The sequence below is a fragment of the Marinobacterium zhoushanense genome, from assembly GCF_014641945.1.
GTDB classification, from domain to species: domain Bacteria; phylum Pseudomonadota; class Gammaproteobacteria; order Pseudomonadales; family Balneatricaceae; genus Marinobacterium_D; species Marinobacterium_D zhoushanense.
Window position 1 is genome coordinate 130,786 of the sequence record NZ_BMIJ01000004.1, and the last position, 22,770, is coordinate 153,555.

Sequence of the window (22,770 nt, forward strand, 5' to 3'; positions counted from 1 at the left end):
GGCACGGGAAGCACCCACGGAAAGCGCGCCATTATGCCCTAAATGAGGTTAAGTTTCAGCGGCTAACCGTTGCTCGGGATCTGCAGCAGGCAGGCTACTCGTCCCAGCCCTCACCCTCCATGTCGTCGAAACGGCTCTCTCCACCACTGCGCTTGCGCTTGATGATATTGGCCAACCAGAATTCGGGTTCCTCACTGTTAAGCTGAAGCTGCAGATCCTCAAGCAGCTCCTCCACGTCGGGACCGCCCTTGACCTGGATCGGGTTGATGCCCAAAGTGACTAACTGTCGGGTAGCGGAGCCGCCGATGGAACCGCAATACACTACATCGGCGCCCACCAAAAACCTCATCTTGGGTTTGAGCTTGTCCTCGTTACCATCCTTTTTCTCGTAGCCGAAATCCTGACTGGCAATAAGCTCGGCGCTGTCGGCCGTTACCGCCCAAACATAAAACGCCTGCGCTGATCCAAAGTGCTGGTCGACCATATCCCCCTCCTGGGAGGCAAAGGCGACGATCAGCGCCTGGTCGTTGGTAATGGCATCAGCGACACACTCAAAAGCGACCTCTGCTTTCATACTCTAACTCCTGACGGCGACTCTGGCCGATAACGGCGGGCTTGGGTGTATAGACCAATACTGCAAAGGCTGCACCAGAGAGATGCAAGCGATAGACAGGCAAATAACTATTGAATTTCAGATAGATGGGCTCAGCCAGATAAACGCGTCGAGCCAGGAGGAGGGCCATGGACGGGTAAATTGTCGTAAACCCGACAGCCCCACGGGGTCAGTTCAGGCGCTCGAACAGGGTAGCGACCCCCTGCCCCATTCCGGCACTGACCAGTGCCAGGCCCAGCCCCGCATCCCGCCGCTGCATCTGGTGCAACAGCGTGGTACAGATTCGGGCCCCCGAGCAGCCGGGAGGATCACCCAGCGCGATGGCACCGCCACAAAGGTTGACCCGGTCATCGAGCTTATTCAGCAGCTCCAGCTCCTTGAGCACCGCCAGCACCTGCGCCGCGCTCTCCTCATGCAGCTCAATCAGATCGATATCGGCAAGCGCCAGGCCGCTCTGATCGAGCAGTTTCTCTACCGCCGTGATTACACCCAGTCCGCCCACAGCGGGATCGCAGGCGGTAACCGCCATTGCCAGCACCCGGGCTCTCGGCTTCAACGATAACAGCCGCGCTTTCTCCGCCGACATCAACAGCAATGCAGATGCACCATCGGCCGGCGGGGCCATATTGCCACGCGTTACACTGCCGCCATCCCTGTTGGTCAGCACGGGCTTGCACGCTTCCAGCTGCTCCCGACCTATCCCATGATGCAGCCACTCGTCGTGCCGAATCTGGCGCAGATATCCATGCTCATCGACCCCCTCAACTGAAACCAGCTCCGCTTCCCAGTCGCCATCCCGCTGCATGCGACGAGCGCGCTCGTGGGAGCGTAGCGCATAGCTGTCCTGTAACTGCCTGTCGATGGCATGGGTGTGGGCAAGAAGTTCAGCCACCGCCGCCGGACGAGCTGCTGCCCGCGCCGTTACCCGTCCCAAGATCGGGTCAAGTTCGTGGTTAAGCGTTGCCCCCCCTTTACACTCGACGCCACCAACGATGTAGCAGTCTCCGGCACCGCTACGTATCCCTTGAGTACCGATGTGTAATGCGGTCATAGATGACGCCGCCAGGCGATTCACCGTTTGCGCCGGAACGGTTTGCGGCAACCCGGAGAGCAGCAGGGCAATTCGCGCCAAATTGCCGCCCTGCTCCGCAGCTTGATTGGTACAACCCCAGATCAGATCCTCTACCGCGTCGGGATCCAGCGCTGGATTCCGCAAGAGCAGCGCATCAACCACCGACGCGCTGAGCCGCGCGGCGCTTAACTCGCGGAAACAGCCATCGCCCCGGCGCCCCAAGGGCGAGCGCACCGCATCAATTACCACAACATCGGTCGGTTTAAGCCTCATGGCGCTGCCCCCACTCCCGATAACTGCGGCCACCGCTCGCCATCTCCCTTAGCTGCAGCCCTGGCAGGTAGATAGGCCCCAGGTCCTTGTACTTTTGGCATCTCGCCACAAATCGCCCCAGCCCCTCTCGATCCAGAGCGAAAAAGGCACCTCCGCGAAACGCCGGATACCCTATCCCCAACACCAACGCCACGTCCGCTTCGGCCGGCGAACCTATATTGCCCTCTTCGAGCACCCTGGCCGCTTCAATCTTCAGCGGAATCATCATCCGCTCGATAATCTCCCGATCGCTCACCTCCTGATGTCTCACCACCAGATCTTCGAGCTCTGCTGTAAAATTCAGATCGGGCAGGCCCTTATACTTGGCCCCGTGAACATAGCGATAGAAACCCAATCCACTTTTTCGTCCCAGCCGTCTCAGCACGCGCAGGCGATCAAGCGCGCTCTCTCCCGGAAAAGAGAGGCGCTCGGGATAGGCAGCGGCAAGCATTCGGCTGGCGTTGAGCGACGTATCGATGCCCAGTTTATCCAACGTACGCGCCGGACCAAGGCTCCAGCCATACTCCTCCATCAGCCTATCGACTCGGTAAGGATCCACACCATCGCGAAGCAGAAACAGAAACCCCTGCAGATAGCTGTGCAACACCCGGTTGACGAAAAAACCCGGGCAGTCACGCACAACCACCGGTGTCTTGCCCATCGCTTTGGCGAAGCCGAGTGCTCGCCTGACAGTCTCATCCGAGGTTTTCGCGGCACGGACCACCTCAACCAGAGGCTTGGTGGAGACAGGATTGAAAAAATGGATACCGCAGAACTGCTCAGGTCTTTTTAGCCCCCTTGCCAGCCCACCAACCGGGATTGCCGACGTATTGGTCGCCAGGATCGCATGCTCGGGCAGATACTTTTCGACAGCCAACAGTGCGGCGGACTTAACCCCCGGGTCCTCGATCACTGCCTCTATCGCCAGATCCACATCGACAAACTCCTCTCGACTGAGTGCTGGGCGGATACGGGTCAAGATCCTGACCCGCTCTTCAGCATCGAGCTTTTTCCGTTCGACCAAACGAGACAGCTTGCTGGATATCTCCTCCATGGCATCAACTAACTGCTGATCTTTGGCATCCAACATCACGACACGCATCTGACTCAGAGCGGCTTGCGCCGCGATTGCCCGACCCATAACCCCGGCGCCAAGCACGCCCACCCGTTTGAAATCCGATCGTTTCAGTTCAGCCCGTGCTCGCTGTTTGGTTTGCAACTCACTGCGAAAGAGGCTTGTCAGTGCGGGCGTGATCTCACTCCCCGCCAGCTCGGCATAGTGCTGGGCTTCGACCTCCATCGCCTGTTCCACAGACAATGGCGCCTGCAGCAGCAGGGTATCCAATGCCCTAATTGCCGCCGGATTGTGCTTGCCGGCGATACGGGCAATCCGACCACGTGCCGATTCAACCGCCAGCGTCAGCGCCAGCTTACTCAGAGGCAGCGCCTGCTGCTTGCTCTGGCGCCGGGCCTGAAAATCAAATTCGCCGTCAGCACAACGCCTTAGCAGGTCGAGGGCCGCCTCACGCAAGTGGCTGGGGGATACAACGACGTTCGCCAGCCCCGTTTGCAGCGCCTCCCTGGCATCGACATACCGACCCGTGCAGATCCAGTCGATGGCACTATCCAGACCGACTACACGAGGCAACCGAACCGTACCGCCCCATCCCGGTATCAATCCACGTCGTACGTGGGGCAAGCGCACGCGCGCATCGCTGCTCATGACGCGGTAATCGCAGGCCAGGGTCAATTCGAATCCCCCCCCCGACGCGTCACCACCGCATGCCGCAACGGTGGGGACCGGCAACTGTTCAAGACGTGTCAGCCAGTTTTTCATCTCCTCGAGCAGAGCAATCAACTCGTGATTGGGCATTCGAGCGTGCTGGTCAAACTCACTGGCATCACCGCCTAGAATAAAATCCTCATGATCACTGCTGATCACGACACCGCGCAAACCCTCAGCATCACGCAGCAACATGACGGCGTCGCCGAACTCGTTGATACAGGCCTGACTCAGCGTATTGACGTCATCCAGTCGATTGTCGAACACCAGCTCGTAGAGGCCGTCGCCCACTGACACAACGCGTACGTATTGCCCCTGCATCAACATCTCGGTTACCTCTTTGCAGCTCCCGCCTCGATACTGTCCTCTACCGAATTATCGCTTTCCCGCAAGTGGCGGCGGATCACCTTGCCCACAGGCGACTTGGGCAACTCATCGACGAACTCCACTTCACGTGGCACCTTGTAGGCGGTCAGATGTTCTCGGCACCACTCCCGTACCGCCGCTCGATCCAACGTCGCCGATTTACTGACGATGAACAGTTTTACCCGCTCGCCGCTATCCTCATCTGGTACGCCGATAGCAGCGCACTCCATCACCTCCGGATGGGAGGTCACCACGTCCTCCACCTCATTTGGATAGACGTTGAAGCCGGACACGATGATCACATCCTTGGCACGATCGATGATGCGCAGGTAGCCATCGCTCTGCCGTGTGGCGATATCGCCGGTTTTCAGGAAGCCATCGCTGGTCATCACATGCGCCGTATCCTCTGGGCGCTGCCAGTATCCTGCCATCACCTGCGGGCCACGCACACAGAGCACACCGTTGTCACCGTCGGCCACCTCACGCTCCTGTTCATCGATCACCTTCACCTCGGTAAAGGGCAGGGGAATGCCGATGGTGCCGGACTGAATCGCATTACGCGGATTGATCGAAACGGCCGGTGAGGTCTCGGTCAGGCCGTAAGCTTCGACCACAGGACAGCCGGTTACTTTCTGCCACAGTTCCCCTGCCTCGTGGGTCAGCGCCATGCCTCCGGAAAGGGTCAGTTCCAGCTCCGAAAAATCGAGTTCACGGAAGGATTCACGGTTACACAGAGCATTGAACAGTGTGTTCAGACCGATAAAAGCGCTCATGTTGCAATGCTTGATCTCGCGCACCAAAGCATCGATATCGCGCGGGTTGGCGATCAGCACCACATGCCCGCCCGAGGCCATGACGATCTGAGCCACAGTGAAGGCATAGATGTGATAGAGCGGCAATGGCAACACCACGGTACGGGCCCAGCCTGTTCCCCCGGCGTTGATGAACTCACTGCCCTGCATCAGATTGGCCAGCAGGTTGTTGTGGGTCAGCATCGCCCCCTTGGCAACCCCGGTGGTACCACCGGTGTACTGCAACACCGCAAGGTCGGTACCGCAACTGCCGACCGGGCTGGGCCGTTCTCCGATATGTTTCAACAGCACCTCCCTGAGCCCAAGCGCGCCTGGCAGATAGTAGTCCGGTTCCATGTGGCGGATATATTTGATCGTGGCATTGATCAGCGTGCGCTTGACGAAGCCGTGCAGATCCCCCACCTGGGTCACGAAAACATGCTGGATGCCGGTTTTATCCAGAATCCCCTGCGCCTTGTGCGCCATGCTTTTGTGGATCACAAGAGCCTTGGCGCCCGAATCGATGAACTGGTACTCCATCTCCCGCGAGGTATACAGCGGGTTGGTATTGACCACCACCAAACCGGCCCGCAAGGCACCGAAAAGCACCACCGGATACTGGATCAGGTTGGGCAGCTGTATGGCGATACGGTCGCCGGGCTGCAGATCGGTATGCTGCTGCAGGTATACGGCAAAGGATGCCGACAGCCGATCGAGTTCAGCGAAATCGAGCGTACGGCCAAAACTGGTAAACGCGGGTTGCGCGGCGTACTTGCTGCATACCTCATCGATGAAGTCGAGCAGACTGGAATAATCGGGCCGATTGAGTTCTTTGGGTAGGGCTGATTCGGGTCGATACCTGACGTTCATGGCTGAATCTCTATAGTTGTATTGATTCAGGAGACAGTGGGCATCACGAAAGCCCCTCCCGCCTTAACTACAGCTTAGCCCCATCTACTGCCCTGTCACGCTTTAGTGACACCGATGTTGTGTCCTGCGAATCGGGCAATGGTGGCCCGTAAGGATGGGCATGACGATAGCTGGGAAATCGGGACAAGGGTTAAAACGGATGATTATGAATATCGACAGCAAGGAATGAGAAAGGGCCGCATTCGCGGCCCTTATACTATGTTCAACAGACAGTATCGAGCGATGACGCCGGATTGATCAACGGCACTTGGGTCCGTTACCCTTACAGGTTCCCGTAGAGCCGCCATCGCTGCCGGAGCCGCTGGAAACTTTCACCTCTGCGATATTCGACGCTGCGGAGCTGCCGACATCATTCCACGCTCTCACCTGATACCGATAAGTGCCATCAGCGGGGGCATCGGCAAACCAGGTATCGCTACCGGTTGTCTGTGCAATTACCGTATAGCCGGACCAACTATTGCCCTTGTTTTTCTTGCTGCGCTCGACAATAAAACCGCTCTCGTTCGAGCTCTGATAACTCCAGGACAAACTGACGCTGCCATCCGCCAAAAGCATAGCAGTGAGCAGGTCAGGGGCGGCCGGAAGGATCGGCTCCGGTGTAATCGCACTTCCATCGGCATTGCGCAACGCCTCACCTGCGGTAAGGATTCCACTGCCGCATTGAGCACAGGCCCCCTCGGCGAAATCACGGGCAGTCCCTTTCAGTACCCCTTCCACTTCAGCCGGTGTAATACCCTCATTGGCAATGTAGAGCAGCGCCGATACCGCCGCCGTATGCGGCGTAGCCATACTGGTGCCTTGGTAATATGCGTAGATCGGCTCTCCCGGCACGGTTGTACCATCATTAAGGGTCGAGAGCACACCATCGCTGCCAGCGCTGCTCATATCTCCGCCCGGTGCCGCGAGGTCCACCACGTCGCCGTAGTTCGAGTAGTACGCTCTGGCGCCGGTTCGGCCGGTCGCCGCCACGCTAATCACGTTCGCGCAGCTGGCGGGCGAGTAATTCTTGGCATCCGCATTGGAGTTGCCTGCAGCGACCACCACGGTGGTACCGGCTTCAACTGCATCATTGATGGCAAGCTGGAACTCGGAGTCAGGCGCGCAGGCGCCACTGCCACCCAAGCTCATATTGATAACCTGTGCCGGCGTGCCGATCTCGAGCGTACCGACCGGCAGACCGGCCGCATAGCGGATGCCATCGGCGATATCAGAGGTATAACCACCGCATTTACCCAGTACACGCACGGGTACGACCTTGATCAGGTTGTAACCGATGCCGGCCACGCCGACGCCGTTATCGGTCATAGCGGCGATGGTGCCTGCTACGTGGGTGCCGTGCCAGCTGCTGTATGACGAGTAGGGGCCGCCACATTCACCAACAAATACCCAGTCGCCCGGATCCCGCGCATCGGCATCTCGACCATCGCCATCGTTGCCAACGAAAGCACTGGAGATCATGTCATAGCCGTTGGCCACATCGATATTACCGCCGTTTTGGCCCTCGCCGACCAGATCGGGGTGTTCGGTATACCCTGTATCCAGCACCGCTACGCGAACAGTCGCAGGCGCCGAAATAGCGCCGAGCTCTTGCCAGGCAGCGGGGGCATCCATCCCGCCTGTTGCCTCCTGGTAGTGCCATTGCAGACTGTAGATGTCGGTGCCGCTGCTGGTGACCCCCTCAACAGGATCATCGGGGAGCGCCACGCCAAACATCATCTGATCGGCTTCGGCAAACTTAATCCCCGAGGTCGCCATCAGCGCCTGGGCATAGCCTCTCACCTGCGGCAGGGACTCCTTGCCTGGAAGCCTGTAGACGTATGATCCCGAAGCCGTCTCGCGTACAAACTCCAGATGCTTACCGATCTGTTGGGACAAGCCGTTGGCCTTCAACTCGCCGTCGGTATAGGGATCGGAAAAACGAACAATCACCTGGTCGGTTAGCGTTGGGGGGGTATTGGCGGCCATTGCCATGCTGGAGAACGCAAGAGGTACACAAAGAGCTTGCACCAGCGGGTAACGATACTTCATGGCTTACTTCCCAATTCAGTTATGAGACGGTTCGTGCTTCGGTATTTAGAATTTTAGAGCAAAATCGCAGCACGCCTGTACCGAATATTCGGCCATGTTCCTCATTTATTAACCAACTAGAGACTTTTTCATCTTAAATGCTCTCAAGTTGTAAACCTTATGATACAGACCGTTCAAAACTGCTCTTCACCAATCGCCATTAAAGCTGACGCATTCGTCAAGATTGCATATTTCAGCGATTCACTGCGCGGCAGCAGCAAGTCGGCGTACAGTTCGGCACTGAGCTGCCGAGCCATGAGAAACGGCTCGTCCCCCTCCCCTTGCAGTAAAAGCTCACCGGCACACTGAGAGGCACGTAACTGCATCCAGCCGCCGCACAAGTAGCCGAGCTGCATCATCAGTCCAACGCAGCCGGCCCGAGCGCTCAGAGGATCGTTCTCACCTCCCTCCATGAGCAGCGCAATTGTCTCCCTCACCGTGGATAGCGCCTGAGCCATCCGCTGCTTCACGCGCTCACCTGCCCGGTCAGCTGCGGCCAGGCTGGCATCTATATCTGCAAGCAAAGCCTCCAGTGCCCGCCCCTGGTCGGCCAATATTTTGCGCCCCACCAGGTCCAGCGCCTGGATACCGGTGGTGCCCTCGTAGATCGGTAAGATACGCGCGTCGCGTACGTATTGAGCAACACCGGTTTCCTCGATGTAGCCCATGCCGCCATGAGTCTGCATGGCCAGACTGACCACCTCCTGCGCCAGTTCGGTAAGCCAGCCCTTGACGATGGGTGTATACAGTGCAACACGGGCCTCATGAGCGGCGCGAGATTGTTCATCTCCGGCCAGCCGCGCACGGTCTACCTCGGCGGCCGCTTCATAGGCCAACGCCCGCATCGCTTCGTTTGCCGCTTTCATCTGTGCCAGCATCCGGCGCACATCCGGGTGGTGGATGATGGTGACGCGCTGGCCGTCGATCTCCCCCTGTACCCGCTCGCGGGCGTATTGACGTGCCGCCTGATAGGCACGCTCCGCCACTGCCAGCCCCTGTAACCCAACCGCCTGCCGGGCAGAATTCATCATTGTGAACATACAGGCCAGCCCCTGGTGTTCCTCACCCACCAGGTAACCGATGGCGCCCTGAGTCTCGCCGTAACTCATGACGCAGGTGGGACTGCCATGAATGCCCATCTTATGCTCGAGCGAGACCGCACGCAGATCGTTTTTCTCGCCCGGCTCACCATTCTCATCGAGCAGATACTTGGGCACCAGAAACATGGAGATCCCTTTCACCCCTGGCGGCGCATCCGGGAGCCGGGCCAACACCAGATGCACGATATTGCTTGCCATCTTGTGGTCGCCCCAGGTGATGAAGATTTTCTGCCCCTTGATCCGGTAGTGGTCACCCTCAGGTTCGGCGCGGGTACGCAAGGCTGCCAGGTCGCTGCCCGCATCCGGTTCGGTCAGGTTCATGGTGCCAGTCCACTCCCCGCTGACCAACTTTGCCAGCCAGCGTGATTTCAGCTGGTCACTGCCGTGAGCCACCAGTGCCTCCATCGCGCCCTGGGTCAATAGCGGCGCCAATGCCCAGGACAGATTCGCCGAGTTCCAGATTTCATGTACCGCAACCGACAGGACGTTGGGTAACCCCTGACCACCAAACTCGGTCGGTGCAATCAGCGCGGGCCAGCCCGCGTCACAGAACTCCCGGTAGAGTTCGGCAAAACCCGACGGCTCCTGCACACCATCATCGGTCATGTAAGCCGGGTTAAGATCACCGTCGCGATTGCTCGGGGCCAGGCGTTCGCTGCCAAAGCGCGCGGCTTCACCGAGTACCGCTGAAATCAGCTCGTCGTTGAGCTCATCCAGGCCCGCCTGTTGGCATAGCTCGGGAATCCGCAGTACCCGATTGAACAGAAACAGCGCTTCGTTGTGCGGATAGGTGTACTCGCTCATGGCGATCGCTCCTCGGCAACCCGATTGCCTTTCAGGATAGACCGCTGTCCATACCCCGCAATGGGTAGACGCGTTTATACTTAAACAACTCGCTGCTACACTACAGCCTGTTTTCGACCGGGTTTCGACTGGTAAAACTCAATTCATAATCAAACAGGCAGAGTGGATGAAATTTCGTTTCCCCGTCATCATCATCGATGAAGACTTTCGCTCAGAAAACATCTCTGGCTCCGGCATTCGCGACCTTGCCGAAGCGATCGATAGGGAGGGGATGGAGGTTGTTGGCTTTACCAGTTACGGTGATCTGACCTCCTTTGCTCAGCAGGCCAGCCGCGCGTCATGTTTCATCCTCTCCATAGACGACGAGGAGTTCGGCACCGGAAGCGACGAGGATGTAAACCTGGCGCTGAAGGCGATCCGTGACTTCATCGCCGAAGTGCGCAAACGCAACAACGATATCCCGATCTTCCTCTACGGCGAAACCCGTACCTCGCGCCATATCTCCAACGATATCCTGCGCGAGCTGCACGGTTTCATCCATATGTTCGAGGACACGCCGGAGTTCGTCGCCCGCCATATTATCCGCGAGGCGCGTAAGTATCTGGATTGTCTGGCGCCGCCTTTCTTCCGCGCGCTGATGGATTATGCCAGTGATTCATCCTACTCCTGGCACTGCCCCGGCCATTCCGGCGGCGTCGCATTCCTGAAGAGCCCGGTGGGCCAGATGTTCCACCAGTTCTTCGGCGAGAATATGCTGCGCGCGGACGTCTGTAATGCGGTCGATGAGTTGGGCCAGCTGCTCGATCACACCGGTCCGGTATCGGACAGCGAAGCCAACGCGGCGCGCATCTTCAACGCCGACCACCTGTTCTTCGTCACCAACGGCACCTCCACCTCGAACAAGGTGGTCTGGCACTCCACCGTAGCGCCGGGCGATATCGTCGTCGTCGACCGTAACTGCCACAAGTCGATCCTGCATTCGATCATCATGACCGGTGCGATACCGGTGTTCCTGATGCCGACCCGCAACCACTACGGCATCATCGGTCCGATTCCGAAGAGCGAGTTCGACCCGGAGACGATCCGCAAGAAGATCGAGGCAAACCCGTTCGCACGCAAGGCGAAGAACAAGAAGCCGCGTATCCTGACCATTACGCAGAGCACCTACGACGGTATCCTGTACAACGTGGAAACCATCAAGGGCATGCTCGGCAATACCATCGACACCCTGCACTTCGATGAGGCCTGGCTGCCGCACGCCGCTTTCCACGAGTTCTACCACAATATGCACGCGATCGGCCCAGGCCGTCCGCGGTCGGACGAAACTCTGGTGTTCGCCACCCAGTCCACCCACAAGCTGCTGGCCGGCCTGTCACAGGCGTCGCAGATTCTGGTGCAGGACGGTACCAAGCGTAAGCTGGATACGCACAGATTCAATGAATCCTACCTGATGCACTCCTCGACCAGCCCGCAGTACTCCATCATAGCCTCCTGCGATGTGGCAGCGGCGATGATGGAACCGCCCGGCGGCAAGGCACTGGTCGAAGAGTCGCTGCACGAGGCACTGGACTTCCGTCGCGCCATGCACAAGGCCGATGAGGAGTTCGGTAAGGATGACTGGTGGTTCAAGGTCTGGGGACCGTTGCCGAAGTCCGAAGAGGGCGTCGGCGATCGCGACGACTGGGTAATCCATGAAGATGACACCTGGCACGGCTTCGGTCGCATCGAATCCGGATTCAATATGCTCGACCCGATCAAGTCGACCATCATCACCCCGGGGCTCAACCTGAACGGCGAATTCGACGACGACGGCATCCCCGCCGCCATCGTCAGCAAGTATCTGGCCGAGCATGGCATCATCATCGAGAAGACCGGGCTTTACTCCTTCTTCATCATGTTCACCATCGGCATCACCAAGGGCCGCTGGAACTCGATGGTAACCGAGCTGCAGCAGTTCAAGGACGATTACGACCACAACCTGCCGATGTGGCGCGTGATGCCGGAGTTCGCCTCCAAATACCCGCAGTACGAGCGTATCGGTCTACGCGACCTGTGCAGTGCGATCCACAGCGTGTACAAAGAGTACAACGTCGCCCGCATCACCACCGACATGTACCTATCCAACATTGAGCCGGCCATGACGCCGGCGGATGCCTGGGCCAAGATGGCGCACCGTGACGTGGAGAGGGTATCGATCGATGAACTCGAAGGCCGGGTCACGGCGATGCTGGTCACCCCCTACCCGCCGGGAATCCCGCTGCTGGTGCCGGGCGAGCGCTTCAACTCGACCATCATCAGTTACCTGAAGTTCGCACGCGACTTCAACTCGCGCTTCCCCGGATTCGAAACCGATGTGCACGGTCTGGTGCGTGAAGCCATCGACGGACAGGATCACTATTTCGTCGACGTGGTCAAAGCCTGACCCAGGCTCTTTCCGACTGCCGTAAACCCAGCCAAAGAGCGCCATCCGGCGCTCTTTCTCCATCTGCTATCCCCATTGTCAGATTCCGCACATTTTTTTGCTTGCATCCCTAAAAATTTAACCTACTTTTAATGTGTATTTATTAGCATTCACTTATGGCATTCCCGTATGCAAATCAAACGGGTAAGCGTCATAAGTGGGCTCTACCAGCTCGTAAACAACAAAAAAAAGGGAGCATCATGAAGGTAAACCTACCGGTAACTGACAAGGAGGTCCGGCTTCCGGACAACATCAACATCCTGTCCACCACCGATCTCAAAGGGCAAGTCACATACGTCAACAACGCCTTTATCGATATCAGCGGATTCAACAAAGAGGAACTTATCGGCAGCAGCCATAACATCGTGCGTCATCCCGATATGCCGCCGGCTGCATTCGGCCAGCTATGGGAGCGGATAAAGTCAGGCGGGTCCTGGATGGGCATCGTCAAGAACCGCTGCAAGAACGGCGACTACTACTGGGTCAACGCTTATGTCACTCCGGTGATGGAGGAGGGCCAGATCGTCGAGTATCAATCGGTCAGGACCACGCCCGAACCGGAACAGGTCAAGCGTGCCGAAGAGATCTACCGGCACATCAACGCCAACAAGCCCCTGCGCAGATCACTTCCCGGGTCGATCAGCCTTATCGAGCGCCAGTTGCTCAATGCCGGATTCTGCTCCTTTGCGATCATGTTGTTACTCGGTCTACTGACCGATCTGGCACCGGAAATGATCGCCCTTGTCTGTGCGACGATCGCGCTGTTCAGCGCTGGTGGCGGCGTGTTGAGTGTACGCCGGGTAGCCCGGCTGATCGGCTGGAGCCGCCAGATACTGGAGGACCCTATCGCCACTCGAGTATATACCGGCCGTGATGACGAAGCCGCTCATCTGCAGTTCGTTATCACCAGCCTGCAAACCGAAGCTCGAGCTATCGCAGGTCGACTTTTCGACTCATCGGAGCAGCTTAAAGCCAACGCCGACCGCGTTGCCGAAGCGGTGAAGCGAAGCGCGCTCAGCCTGCAACAGCAGCAAAGTGAAACCGACCAGGTCGCCACCGCCATGACCGAGATGTGCGCCTGCATTCAGGAGGTGGCAGAGCATGCCCAGATGAGCGCGGAAAGCTCGCAGCGCTCGAACCTTCTGGCCCGAAACGGCCATACCCGCGTGCACAAAGCCCAACAGAGCACGGAACGTTTGGCTCAGGAGATATCGACTGCCGCGACCATCCTCAATGAGCTGGAAAGCAGCACCGATAAAATCAACAACGTAATGGATTCGGTGAATACCATCGCCGAGCAGACCAATCTACTGGCGCTGAATGCGGCGATCGAGGCGGCGCGGGCAGGCGACCTGGGACGAGGATTCGCGGTCGTTGCCGATGAGGTTAGAACCCTTGCGATGAAAGCCCAGCACTCAACGGAAGAGGTTCAACACACGCTGACTCAACTGCGAGACCAGTCATTGGCTGCCGTATCGGCGATACGCGAGAGTAAGGAGTTGGCCGACTTGGCGGTAATCGAGGCACAGGAGGCGGCACAAGCACTGCTGGAGATCAGTGGTAGCGTGGACGGCATCAGCGATCGCAACACCCAGATCGCATCTGCGGTAGAACAGCAGAGCGCCGCCAGCGAAGAGATCAGCCGTAACGTGACCGCCATTCGGGACAGCTCAGATCTATTCCAGCAAGAGAGTTTAAGTACCGAATCCTCTGCCCTGGCTCTGGCTCTGCTGTCCACGGAGCTGCGAAAACTATCGGTCAACTTTTGGCAGCGAAAGCTCATTTAGCCCTCCTCTGCAATAGCACATTGACCTGCCGGGGCTGAGTTCGGACGCGTCTCACGCCCTCAGGGGACCGGGGCATTAAATCAGCGGAACAGGTGGGAAGATTGGGGTATGTCGCCTTTGTTGTGATTATTCTGTGCGACCGGACCAGCTGTCTTATTCACCCACAGTGGAGTGGGTGTCGGGCTCTGCCGTAATGTCCACGGACTCGGGTTTCAAACGATAGGCCTCAAGCGCCTCTTTCAGCGCTTTGCGATCCTCTTTATTAAGCCACTCGTCGATCCAATCCTGAATCTGAGAACGCTTGGGTGCGGTTTTACACCAGCCCTTGTATGCCTTCACATGGCCCTTGCTGACGCTCGGCTTACCCTCTTTGTTGTCGACCGCGCATTTCGACGGGAACAGCGGATTGTTCGCAAACTGGCGATCGATCCACCACATGACGAATGCTTTCTCTTCCTTGCTGAACTTCATGGGAAATCCTCAGCTCAATGTGATTTTGCGGAGGCCATTCTACCCTGAGCACCGGCCACCAATATTACATTTTTGTTAAATACGACCAATTAACTGTCTCGCTGTAAAAAGCGTGGTTTCTGGACGAAATGCGACTCAGGTTCATACTCAAACACATATGAACCTAATTATGAGGTGCGTCATGAATGAGGCGGAGGTAACCCGAGCCACCTTCGATCAGGTTATGGTGCCCTGCTACATGCCGCCGGATGTCATACCGGTTCGTGGCGAGGGGTCAAGACTCTGGGATCAGGATGATCGCGAGTATATCGACCTGGCCGGCGGCATCGCCGTCAATGCGTTGGGACACCGCCACCCGGCGCTGATGCAGGCGCTTCAGGAGCAGGCCGATAAACTCTGGCACCTGAGCAACGTGTTCACCAACGAGCCCGCGCTTAAGCTCGCCAAACGCCTGACCGAGTTGACATTCGCAGAGCAGGTTTTCTTCTGTAACTCGGGTGCCGAGGCCAACGAGGCCGCATTCAAGCTGGCCAGAAAATACGCCTGGGACCACCAGGGAGCCAACTCCGACAAGCATGAGATCATCTCGTTCAAGGGCAGTTTTCACGGCCGCACCCTGTTCACCGTCAGTGTCGGCGGACAGATGAAATACCGCGCGGGATTCGAGCCGGTACCGGCCGGTATCACCCACCTGCCCTATAACGATATTGCATCGCTGGAATCGGCCATGTCGGAGCGCACCTGCGCGGTGGTCATGGAACCCATCCTCGGTGAAGGTGGCATCATCCCCGCCGATCCAGCCTTTATGAATGCAGCACGCGCACTTTGCAACCAGCATCAGGCGTTGTTGATATTCGACGAGGTTCAAACCGGCGCCGGGCGCACCGGCGCTCTTTATGCCTATATGGAAACCGGCGTCACACCCGACATCCTGACCTCTGCCAAGGGATTGGGCGGTGGCTTTCCGATCGGTGCGATGCTCACCACCCGCCGCATCGCCTCGAGTTTCGGCTTCGGCAGTCACGGTACCACCTACGGGGGCAACTTGCTTGCCTGCGCTGTAGCCCTTGCCCTGATTGATACGCTGGATAATCCGGAGCTGATGGCGGAGGTGAAACGGAAATCGGACCTTTTCCTGCAGGAGCTCCATGCGCTGAACCAACGTCATGCGCTGTTTAGCGATATCCGCGGCAGAGGCCTGCTGATCGGCGCGCAGTTGGCGCACCATTGGCAAGGCCAGGCTCGGCGACTGCTGGACGCAGCACGCGATCAGGGCCTGATGCTGCTGATGGCAGGCCCCGACGTGATGCGACTTACCCCCTCGCTGATCATCCCCGACGATGACATCCATGAGGCGATGACACGGCTCGATCGCGCCATGAATCAGCTCATCAGCGAAGGTCCTGAGAGCTGACGGAGAAGCCCATGTCCGGACACCTGCTAATCAACAACCACTGGTTGCCAGGCAGAAACGACCCGTTTGAATCCCGGGACCCCGGCCGTGACCGCGTGCTGTGGAGCGGCCGTGCCGCCAGCGCCGACCAGATCGACGACGCCATCGCCAGTGCACGGCATGCCTTCGCGCACTGGACGAGAAGCAGCACGGATGGGCGCATGGCACTGTGCCGGCGCTTCGCCACACTGCTTGAGGAGCAGAAGGAGGATCTGGCTGCGGCATTGGGCGAAGAGACCGGCAAGCCGCTCTGGGAATCGCGTACCGAAATCGCCGCCATGATCGCCAAGGTAGAGATATCGATACGATCGCAGGAGGCGCGCACCGGCGACTCCGAACAGCCCTTGGCCGATGCACGGTCGGTTATTCGCCACCGGGCACATGGCGTCCTGGCCGTGTTCGGTCCATACAATTTTCCCGGACACCTGCCCAACGGCCATATCGTGCCGGCGCTGCTCGCCGGTAATACAGTAGTGTTCAAACCCAGCGAACTCACCCCCAGGTTTGCCGAAAAGACGATCAAGATATGGCTTGCTGCAGGCCTGCCCGCCGGCGTGATCAACCTGCTGCAGGGGGGCGCCGATACCGGACAGGCACTCGCCTCCCACCCGGGTATCGATGGCCTGCTGTTCACCGGTTCCTGTCGAGCGGGCCACCTGCTGCACCAGCAGTTCGCCGGCCAGCCGGAGAAGATCCTGGCCCTGGAGATGGGCGGAAACAATCCGCTGATCCTGGGCAGGATAAGCGACCAACCCGCGGCCCTCTATGAAACCATTCAATCCGCTTACTTAAGCGCGGGTCAGCGCTGCACCTGTGCGCGACGGTTGATTGTTCCCAACACCTCAGACGGCGATAGCTTCATCCACAGGCTGAGCGATGCACTTACCAACATAAGCGTCGGCTTCTACGACGACGACCCTCAACCCTATATGGGCTGTCTGATCTCATCAAACGCCGCGGGTCAAATGCTGGACGCACAACTGGCGCTGGAAACAAAGGGCGGCAAGGTGCTGAACCGGATGGATAGGATCAAGGGCTGCGGTGCAATGCTAAGCCCCGGACTGATCGATGTCTCCAGTATCGACATCCTGCCGGATGACGAGTACTTCGGACCGCTGCTGCAGATCCAGCGCTATGACAGCTTCGATCAGGCACTGACACTGGCTAATGCCACCCGTTTCGGCCTGGCCGCCGGCCTGTTCAGCGACGACCCGGAAGAGTATGACAGCTTCTGGCACGGTATCCGCGCTGGCATCGTCAACTGGAATCGCCAACTGACCGGCGCCAGCAGCAGTGCCCCCTTCGGCGGCGTGAAATCCAGCGGCAACCACCGCCCCAGCGCCTGGTATGCCGCCGATTACTGCGCCTACCCGGTATCCAGTCTTGAGCGCGACAGTCTGAGGCGCCCGGAGACATTAGCACCCGGAATTGATCTGCAGTTTGATTGAAAGCGTGTGGCCAAGCCTCGGCAGGATCACCCCTGAACCGCGCGCCCTCGATAGATACGTGCAGGCTTAACCAATTCGTCACCGGATCTAACCGACTGGTTATCGACTACAGGCTCCTCTATCGCCCGGCCACGGTAGACCCGCACCACCTGCTTCGACACGTCGCCCTCGCGGTGTATCAAACGCCCACTCTCGGCCCCATCCCTTACCAGATAGTCCGCGTATCCCAGGCCACGTAACAGGGCTGCGGCCTGCTCTGGCAGCAGTGTCTCAGCAACAGGAAAGATAAGGTCGGCCGTGAAGGAGAAGCGCAACTGTTGTGTAACGGTCAGGCGATCAATTGCCCGCTCACCATACTCGCCGGCATAACAGATACCGATCAAATGACCATTGTGCAGTACAACCTGGCCCGATTTGTTATCGGCACAGGCGAGGAAGAAGGTTCCGCTGCGCTCCTGGTGGCAGGTTTCAAACAGGGCATTCCATAGCGCCAGAACGTCGGTCGGGGTGCTCATAGGTTCATCCTTTCTGCCAGAACTCCGCCTGGCGCCGCAAACACGGTCCAGGCCATTTAAGCTCCAGCAAAAAGCGCACCAGTCGAAACACTTAGCCAGAATATGACGGAAAAGCGGTAATACCGGCGATTGGGGGGCCGTTTGAGCGATCGGCCTTTTACCAGGCCCTCCCCTCACGCACCATAAACAAACCTGAACGGAGCACGCGAACCAACTTGCAGCACCGGAAAACCCTATAAAAAACCAGTGTTTCCCGGCACTTACGCCTGTACTACGCCCGACTTTTACTCGCTTCCGGCAAGGTGACGTTCAGCTCCAGAATCGAGCAGTTCTCATCCAGATTAACCTGCACGTCATCCACCGACACGTCGACATACTTGGCGATCACCGCCAGGATCTCCTGCTGCATCTGCGGCAGATAGTCCGGCTGGTTGCGCTGATTACGCTCGTAGGCGACTAGCACCTGCAGACGCTCCTTGGCAACGCTGGCCGAGCTCTGCTTCTTGGCGCGGAAATAACTGAGTATACTCATTAGCCCTTCCGTCCGAATACGCGGCTGAGCAGCCCTTTGCGCTGCACTTCAAGAAAACGGTGCTCGCGCTCTTCACCCAGGAAGCGCGCAATTGCATCCAGATAGGCCTGCCCGGCATCGCTCTGCTGATCCAGCACCACCGGTTGCCCCTGGTTGGAGGCTTTGAGTACCGCTTCGGATTCCGGTATCACGCCCAACAGCGGGATGGCCAGAATATCCTGCACATCTTCGACACTGAGCATCTCGCCGGCCTGAACGCGGGCCGGGTTGTAGCGGGTCAGCAGCAGGTGTTCACGGATCGACCCGCCCTGCTCCGCCTTGCGCGACTTGCTCTGCAACACGCCGAGGATTCGGTCGGAATCGCGCACGGAGCTGACTTCAGGGTTAGTCACAACGATCGCCGTATCGGCGAAGTAGAGCGCCAGCTGGGCCCCCTTCTCGATACCGGCCGGAGAATCGCAGACGATGTAATCGAACATCTCGGAGAGTTCGTTCAGTACGCGCTCGACCCCTTCTACGGTCAGCGCATCCTTGTCCCGGGTCTGCGACGCCGGCAGGATGAACAGCCCTTCTGTCCGCTTATCCTTGATCAGTGCCTGATTCAGCGTCGCTTCCTGGTTGATCACATTGACCAGATCAAACACCACGCGACGCTCACAGCCCATGATCAGATCAAGGTTACGCAGGCCCACATCGAAATCGACCAGTACGGTCTTGTGACCGCGCAGTGCAAGACCAGTACCGATTGCCGCGCTGCTGGTCGTCTTGCCGACCCCGCCCTTACCAGACGTAACAACAATAATTTCAGCCATTTACACAGTTTCCATCAGTATGGATTAACAGAATTCTCATTCAGCCCCGACACTACAGCGCAGCCGTATCCAGGCGCGTTCCCGACAGCCAGGCCTGGGCCGGCTTCTGCCAGTGATCGCTGCGCAGATCTTCGCTCGCCTTAAAGTAACCTGCAATGGAGATCAATTCAGCTTCCAGGCTTTGACAAAATATCCGTGCCTCGGTATTACCGTTGACACCCGCCATGGCCCGGCCGCGCAACGGGCCGTAGATATGAATATTGCCATCGGCCATCACCTCTGCGCCGGCTCCCACCGACGAGAGCACGATCAGGTCGCCGCCCTGCACATACACCTGCTGGCCGGACCGCACCGGAGTGGTCAGTATCCGGGTACGACTTTCAGCCTTAAGCGTCGCGTCAGGCGCTTTTTCGGCTACCGCTGCAACCGGTTCAGCGGCCACCACCTCTTCTGACTCAGTCGGCGTTGTGCGTGACGGGTCGCCTCGCCCGCCCTGACCGAAGTCGGCCAGCCCCAGGCTCCTGCACAACTCTGCGTCATACCGGTTACTGCCTCGCAATCCCACCGGGTGCAGCTCACTCTCGCGGCAGATCGCCAACAGATCCTGCAGCGGCGGAAGCGGCCTATCGGCAGGCACCTGTTCCAGATTGAGCAGCACAGGCATCTGCTGAAACAGAGAGGGTAAACGAGCGGCATGTTGTGCCAGCTCCGTACGCAAGCGTTCAGCATCAAAATCGAGCAGTATCAGCTCGTTGAGTGAAACTCGGGAGTTCTTGAATCTGAACTGGGGGGAGTCGGTGAAGCGATTCTCTGAGGTCATACACCTGCTGTCCGGGCAGAGCCAATGCAAAGGTTAAAAGCGCGCTAAGAGTACCACGCGCGCTTGGGTGTCACTACAGCCATGACTCATTGGGACTCGATATAGACCGAAAGGTTCTCTCCTCCGTGCGCCAGGATTTCCGCTGAGCGCTATTGAACAACCAGCCTCCTGCTCCGACGCCACTTCGCACTGTGAACTGTCCGCTGTGGCGGTACGTTATCGGTTGCGCCTGGGCTTTTTCGGCTCTCCTGCAATTTTATTATTCACCAACCATTAAACCAATATGCAGTTATTTTCTCCGCGATCTTATCTATATTCAGAGAAATCCACCACACAAAGGAAACAACACTTGCCGCATAACGTTTTCTTATTGAAATCCTATACTAATAATAATTATCCGGGTATCGGTGTGTGTATTAGGGTTAATGCAAATGACATCGGTTGTCGACCTTTCCGGCGGAGTGAAAGAAGTTGAACTGGATAACGGATTAATACCAAAGACTCAACGGTTTATAGATATTTTGCCTCCCTGTGAGGCTCAGTTTAAATCTGGGTATCTGAATATAGATCCGGGGTTAGACGTCATGAACTTCAAACAGCTCGAAACTTTTGTTTGGGTCGCAACGCTTGGCAGTTTCAGAAAGGCCGCCGAGCGCTTGTTTACCACACAACCCGGAGTGTCGACCCGAATTGCCGGCCTTGAAGATGAACTCGGTGTAAAACTGTTTGAACGCGAGGGCGGACCGGGTCCAATTACCCTGACAGCCAAGGGCAAAGAGCTTCTCCCCTACGCCGAGAAGATCATCTTCATGTCCGAGCAGCTGCGTAAACATGCGGATAAAGGCGCTCTGTTATCCGGCACCCTTAGGCTGGGCGTATCGGAAACCGTGGTACATACCTGGTTGCCCGATTTTCTACGATGCCTGCACAAAGAGATGCCCAATCTCGACGTGGAGATGACGGTCGATGTGACAGGGAATCTACGCAACGGCCTGCTGGATCGTTCGCTCGACCTGGCCTTCCTGATGGGGCCGATTTCCGAGCCGACAATAGCGGACCTGGACCTCTGCAGGTTTCCACTGGTCTGGGTTGCAAGTCCAGAGCTCAAACTACCGGAACGGATGCTGTATCTGGAGGAGATGAGTGAATGGCCGATCATCACCTATGCGCGCAACACCCGCCCATTCGCGGAGATCAGTCAGCGATTTAAAGAGCTGGACAGCCTACCGCCAAGATTTTTTACCTCCAGTTCGTTGGCCGCCTGTCGAAGATTAGCCTTGGACGGCATCGGTATCTCAACCCTGCCCTACGAAATGATCGCACCGGCGTTGGAAGCGGGTGAACTGATAAGAGTTAGAGCCATCTGGACACCGTCGGAGCTGGCTTTTACCGCCTCATATCCGGTGACGCCTTTTAATCCGTTAGCGGAAATAGCGGCAAAACTGGCGGTGAACACCGCCCAAGAACACAAAAACAGATGACATAACTATTTTTTATTTAAATGCTGAACTAACGATAGAAAACCTAACAGATTAAAAATCACTGGTCCGCGTACCCTCAACGTGTTGAGCACCAAAAACCCAAGATGGCTATTCTAAAAATAGCCTTTCAAAACAAAAAGAAAGATGAACACAACACCACACAACAGCGGGAGAACATCATGACTTCGAAAAAGCTGCTCGCAGCCGCACTTCTCATTGGCGGTATAGCTGCCTCAACTGCCCAAGCTGAAAAATGGCACATGCCGACGCCTTACGGTGATGCCAACCTACCGACCCAGATCGCCTATGAATTCGCCGAAGAGGTCAAAGCCAAGACGGACGGAGCTATGGACATAACCGTGCACTCCGGCGCCTCGCTGGTCGAGCACCCGGAGATTCCGCGCGCGGTGAAGACCGGTCAGGTACAGCTCGGGGAGGTGTTCATCGGCATCATGGGCAATACTCACCCGGTGTTTAAACACGACAACATCCCCTTCCTGGCGACCACCTATGAGCAAGCCGAAACGCTGTGGCAGGCCGCCAAGCCCGAGGTCGAAAAGCAGTTGGCCAAAGAGGGTATGATGCTGCTCTACTCAGTTCCCTGGCCCGCCCAGAGCCTCTACACAAAGATTCCGGTAACCAGCCTGGCCGATCTCAAAGGGCTGAAAATGCGCGCCTACAGCCCTTCCACCTCACGTTTGGCAGACCTGATGGGCACCACCCCCACCACTATCCAGGTACCTGAGATTCCGCAGGCATTCAGCACCGGCATTATCGATGCGATGATCACCTCGCCCTCTACCGGCGCCAATGGCCAGGCCTGGGATTATCTGAACCACTACACCTCGATTAACGCCTGGATTCCGAAAAACATGGTGGTCGTCAACACCCGTGCGTTCAAACGCCTGGACAAGGGCATACAGGATGCGCTGCAGGAAGCAGCCGCCAACGCGGAGAGCAAAGGTTGGAATGGCGTCCGTGTGAAAGCGACCGAGGACACCCAGATCCTCGCCGATCACGGTATTAGCGTCTCTGAGCCCTCCGAGCAGCTGGTTAACGAGCTGAAACAGATCGGTGACGTGATGATCGGCGAGTGGAAGGAAGAAGCGCCTGAGGAAGTATCCGCTATATTGAGCAAGTACAACCAGTAAT

Annotated in this window: 17 protein-coding genes; 6 read left to right on the forward strand and 11 right to left on the reverse strand. The window is 57.7% G+C overall.

All coding sequences use genetic code 11. The features are described 5' to 3' along the window. Window positions 1-94 precede the first annotated feature (94 nt). From IEX40_RS10345 to IEX40_RS10370, 6 genes are all read right to left on the reverse strand, one after another. Window positions 95-574 carry a NifB/NifX family molybdenum-iron cluster-binding protein gene (locus IEX40_RS10345; RefSeq protein ID WP_188747944.1) on the reverse strand — a complete coding sequence of 160 codons (480 nt, stop codon included), beginning with the start codon at window positions 572-574 and terminating at the stop codon, window positions 95-97. A gap of 208 nt (window positions 575-782) precedes the next feature. Then, entirely contained in the window at window positions 783-1,958 is a 1,176-nt protein-coding gene (locus IEX40_RS10350) for an acetyl-CoA C-acyltransferase (RefSeq protein WP_188747946.1), read from the reverse strand. Beyond that, the gene (locus IEX40_RS10355; protein WP_229680703.1) at window positions 1,948-4,101 is read right to left on the reverse strand and encodes a 3-hydroxyacyl-CoA dehydrogenase NAD-binding domain-containing protein; all 2,154 of its coding nucleotides are present in this window, start codon (window positions 4,099-4,101) and stop codon (window positions 1,948-1,950) included. Before IEX40_RS10355 ends, IEX40_RS10350 begins: the two co-directional genes overlap by 11 nt. Window positions 4,102-4,112: 11 nt before the next feature. Continuing rightward, window positions 4,113-5,807 (reverse strand): AMP-binding protein, encoded by a 1,695-nt coding sequence (locus IEX40_RS10360; protein WP_188747950.1) that lies wholly within the window; start codon window positions 5,805-5,807, stop codon window positions 4,113-4,115. A gap of 297 nt (window positions 5,808-6,104) precedes the next feature. Beyond that, the gene (locus IEX40_RS10365) at window positions 6,105-7,895 is read right to left on the reverse strand and encodes a S8 family peptidase (RefSeq protein ID WP_188747952.1); all 1,791 of its coding nucleotides are present in this window, start codon (window positions 7,893-7,895) and stop codon (window positions 6,105-6,107) included. 173 nt (window positions 7,896-8,068) lie between these two features. Beyond that, window positions 8,069-9,838 carry an acyl-CoA dehydrogenase family protein gene (locus IEX40_RS10370; RefSeq protein ID WP_188747954.1) on the reverse strand — a complete coding sequence of 590 codons (1,770 nt, stop codon included), beginning with the start codon at window positions 9,836-9,838 and terminating at the stop codon, window positions 8,069-8,071. 166 nt (window positions 9,839-10,004) lie between these two features. Here IEX40_RS10370 and IEX40_RS10375 point away from each other — a divergent pair, with 166 nt between their 5' ends. Together IEX40_RS10375 and IEX40_RS10380 are read left to right on the forward strand one after the other, a co-directional pair. Next, window positions 10,005-12,260: an arginine/lysine/ornithine decarboxylase gene (locus tag IEX40_RS10375; RefSeq protein ID WP_188747955.1), complete on the forward strand. Its 2,256-nt coding sequence runs from the start codon at window positions 10,005-10,007 to the stop codon at window positions 12,258-12,260. 239 nt (window positions 12,261-12,499) lie between these two features. Next, window positions 12,500-14,086, forward strand: a complete 1,587-nt coding sequence (locus IEX40_RS10380) for a methyl-accepting chemotaxis protein (protein WP_188747957.1) — start codon at window positions 12,500-12,502, stop codon at window positions 14,084-14,086. A 153-nt stretch (window positions 14,087-14,239) separates the two neighbouring features. Here the strand turns inward: IEX40_RS10380 and IEX40_RS10385 are convergent, their stop codons facing one another. Next, window positions 14,240-14,557: a hypothetical protein gene (locus tag IEX40_RS10385; RefSeq protein WP_188747959.1), complete on the reverse strand. Its 318-nt coding sequence runs from the start codon at window positions 14,555-14,557 to the stop codon at window positions 14,240-14,242. 181 nt (window positions 14,558-14,738) lie between these two features. Here IEX40_RS10385 and IEX40_RS10390 point away from each other — a divergent pair, with 181 nt between their 5' ends. Together IEX40_RS10390 and astD are read left to right on the forward strand one after the other, a co-directional pair. Then, complete coding sequence (locus IEX40_RS10390; RefSeq protein ID WP_188747961.1) at window positions 14,739-15,971, forward strand: acetylornithine/succinyldiaminopimelate transaminase; 1,233 nt, start codon at window positions 14,739-14,741, stop codon at window positions 15,969-15,971. 11 nt (window positions 15,972-15,982) lie between these two features. Continuing rightward, a complete protein-coding gene (gene astD / locus IEX40_RS10395) occupies window positions 15,983-17,458 on the forward strand; it encodes a succinylglutamate-semialdehyde dehydrogenase (protein ID WP_188747963.1) in 1,476 nt (491 codons plus the stop codon). 26 nt (window positions 17,459-17,484) lie between these two features. On the opposite strand, the gene IEX40_RS10400 is transcribed toward astD, so the two are convergent. From IEX40_RS10400 to minC, 4 genes are all read right to left on the reverse strand, one after another. Further along, on the reverse strand, window positions 17,485-17,973 hold the full coding sequence (locus tag IEX40_RS10400; protein ID WP_188747964.1) for a hypothetical protein: 489 nt from the start codon (window positions 17,971-17,973) through the stop codon (window positions 17,485-17,487). 271 nt (window positions 17,974-18,244) lie between these two features. After that, window positions 18,245-18,505 carry a cell division topological specificity factor MinE gene (gene minE, locus IEX40_RS10405; RefSeq protein ID WP_188747967.1) on the reverse strand — a complete coding sequence of 87 codons (261 nt, stop codon included), beginning with the start codon at window positions 18,503-18,505 and terminating at the stop codon, window positions 18,245-18,247. After that, the gene (gene minD, locus IEX40_RS10410; RefSeq protein ID WP_188747969.1) at window positions 18,505-19,317 is read right to left on the reverse strand and encodes a septum site-determining protein MinD; all 813 of its coding nucleotides are present in this window, start codon (window positions 19,315-19,317) and stop codon (window positions 18,505-18,507) included. Before minD ends, minE begins: the two co-directional genes overlap by 1 nt. Before the next feature lie 52 nt (window positions 19,318-19,369). After that, window positions 19,370-20,137: a septum site-determining protein MinC gene (gene minC, locus IEX40_RS10415; protein WP_188747971.1), complete on the reverse strand. Its 768-nt coding sequence runs from the start codon at window positions 20,135-20,137 to the stop codon at window positions 19,370-19,372. Window positions 20,138-20,568: 431 nt separating this feature from the next. On the opposite strand from minC, the gene IEX40_RS10420 reads away from it, so the two are divergent. Both IEX40_RS10420 and IEX40_RS10425 read left to right on the forward strand, forming a co-directional pair. After that, entirely contained in the window at window positions 20,569-21,618 is a 1,050-nt protein-coding gene (locus IEX40_RS10420) for a LysR family transcriptional regulator (RefSeq protein ID WP_229680704.1), read from the forward strand. A gap of 179 nt (window positions 21,619-21,797) precedes the next feature. After that, window positions 21,798-22,769, forward strand: a complete 972-nt coding sequence (locus tag IEX40_RS10425; protein WP_188747973.1) for a TRAP transporter substrate-binding protein — start codon at window positions 21,798-21,800, stop codon at window positions 22,767-22,769. The last annotated feature ends 1 nt before the right edge of the window (window position 22,770 follow it).

Bases quoted from the DNA above. Each gene is read 5' to 3' on its own strand.
- IEX40_RS10345 (WP_188747944.1), bottom strand. From the start codon at position 574: ATGAAAGCAGAGGTCGCTTTTGAGTGTGTCGCTGATGCCATTACCAAC.
- IEX40_RS10350 (WP_188747946.1), bottom strand. From the start codon at position 1,958: ATGAGGCTTAAACCGACCGATGTTGTGGTAATTGATGCGGTGCGCTCG.
- IEX40_RS10355 (WP_229680703.1), bottom strand. From the start codon at position 4,101: ATGCAGGGGCAATACGTACGCGTTGTGTCAGTGGGCGACGGCCTCTAC.
- IEX40_RS10360 (WP_188747950.1), bottom strand. From the start codon at position 5,807: ATGAACGTCAGGTATCGACCCGAATCAGCCCTACCCAAAGAACTCAAT.
- IEX40_RS10365 (WP_188747952.1), bottom strand. From the start codon at position 7,895: ATGAAGTATCGTTACCCGCTGGTGCAAGCTCTTTGTGTACCTCTTGCG.
- IEX40_RS10370 (WP_188747954.1), bottom strand. From the start codon at position 9,838: ATGAGCGAGTACACCTATCCGCACAACGAAGCGCTGTTTCTGTTCAAT.
- IEX40_RS10375 (WP_188747955.1), top strand. From the start codon at position 10,005: ATGAAATTTCGTTTCCCCGTCATCATCATCGATGAAGACTTTCGCTCA.
- IEX40_RS10380 (WP_188747957.1), top strand. From the start codon at position 12,500: ATGAAGGTAAACCTACCGGTAACTGACAAGGAGGTCCGGCTTCCGGAC.
- IEX40_RS10385 (WP_188747959.1), bottom strand. From the start codon at position 14,557: ATGAAGTTCAGCAAGGAAGAGAAAGCATTCGTCATGTGGTGGATCGAT.
- IEX40_RS10390 (WP_188747961.1), top strand. From the start codon at position 14,739: ATGAATGAGGCGGAGGTAACCCGAGCCACCTTCGATCAGGTTATGGTG.
- astD (WP_188747963.1), top strand. From the start codon at position 15,983: ATGTCCGGACACCTGCTAATCAACAACCACTGGTTGCCAGGCAGAAAC.
- IEX40_RS10400 (WP_188747964.1), bottom strand. From the start codon at position 17,973: ATGAGCACCCCGACCGACGTTCTGGCGCTATGGAATGCCCTGTTTGAA.
- minE (WP_188747967.1), bottom strand. From the start codon at position 18,505: ATGAGTATACTCAGTTATTTCCGCGCCAAGAAGCAGAGCTCGGCCAGC.
- minD (WP_188747969.1), bottom strand. From the start codon at position 19,317: ATGGCTGAAATTATTGTTGTTACGTCTGGTAAGGGCGGGGTCGGCAAG.
- minC (WP_188747971.1), bottom strand. From the start codon at position 20,137: ATGACCTCAGAGAATCGCTTCACCGACTCCCCCCAGTTCAGATTCAAG.
- IEX40_RS10420 (WP_229680704.1), top strand. From the start codon at position 20,569: ATGACATCGGTTGTCGACCTTTCCGGCGGAGTGAAAGAAGTTGAACTG.
- IEX40_RS10425 (WP_188747973.1), top strand. From the start codon at position 21,798: ATGACTTCGAAAAAGCTGCTCGCAGCCGCACTTCTCATTGGCGGTATA.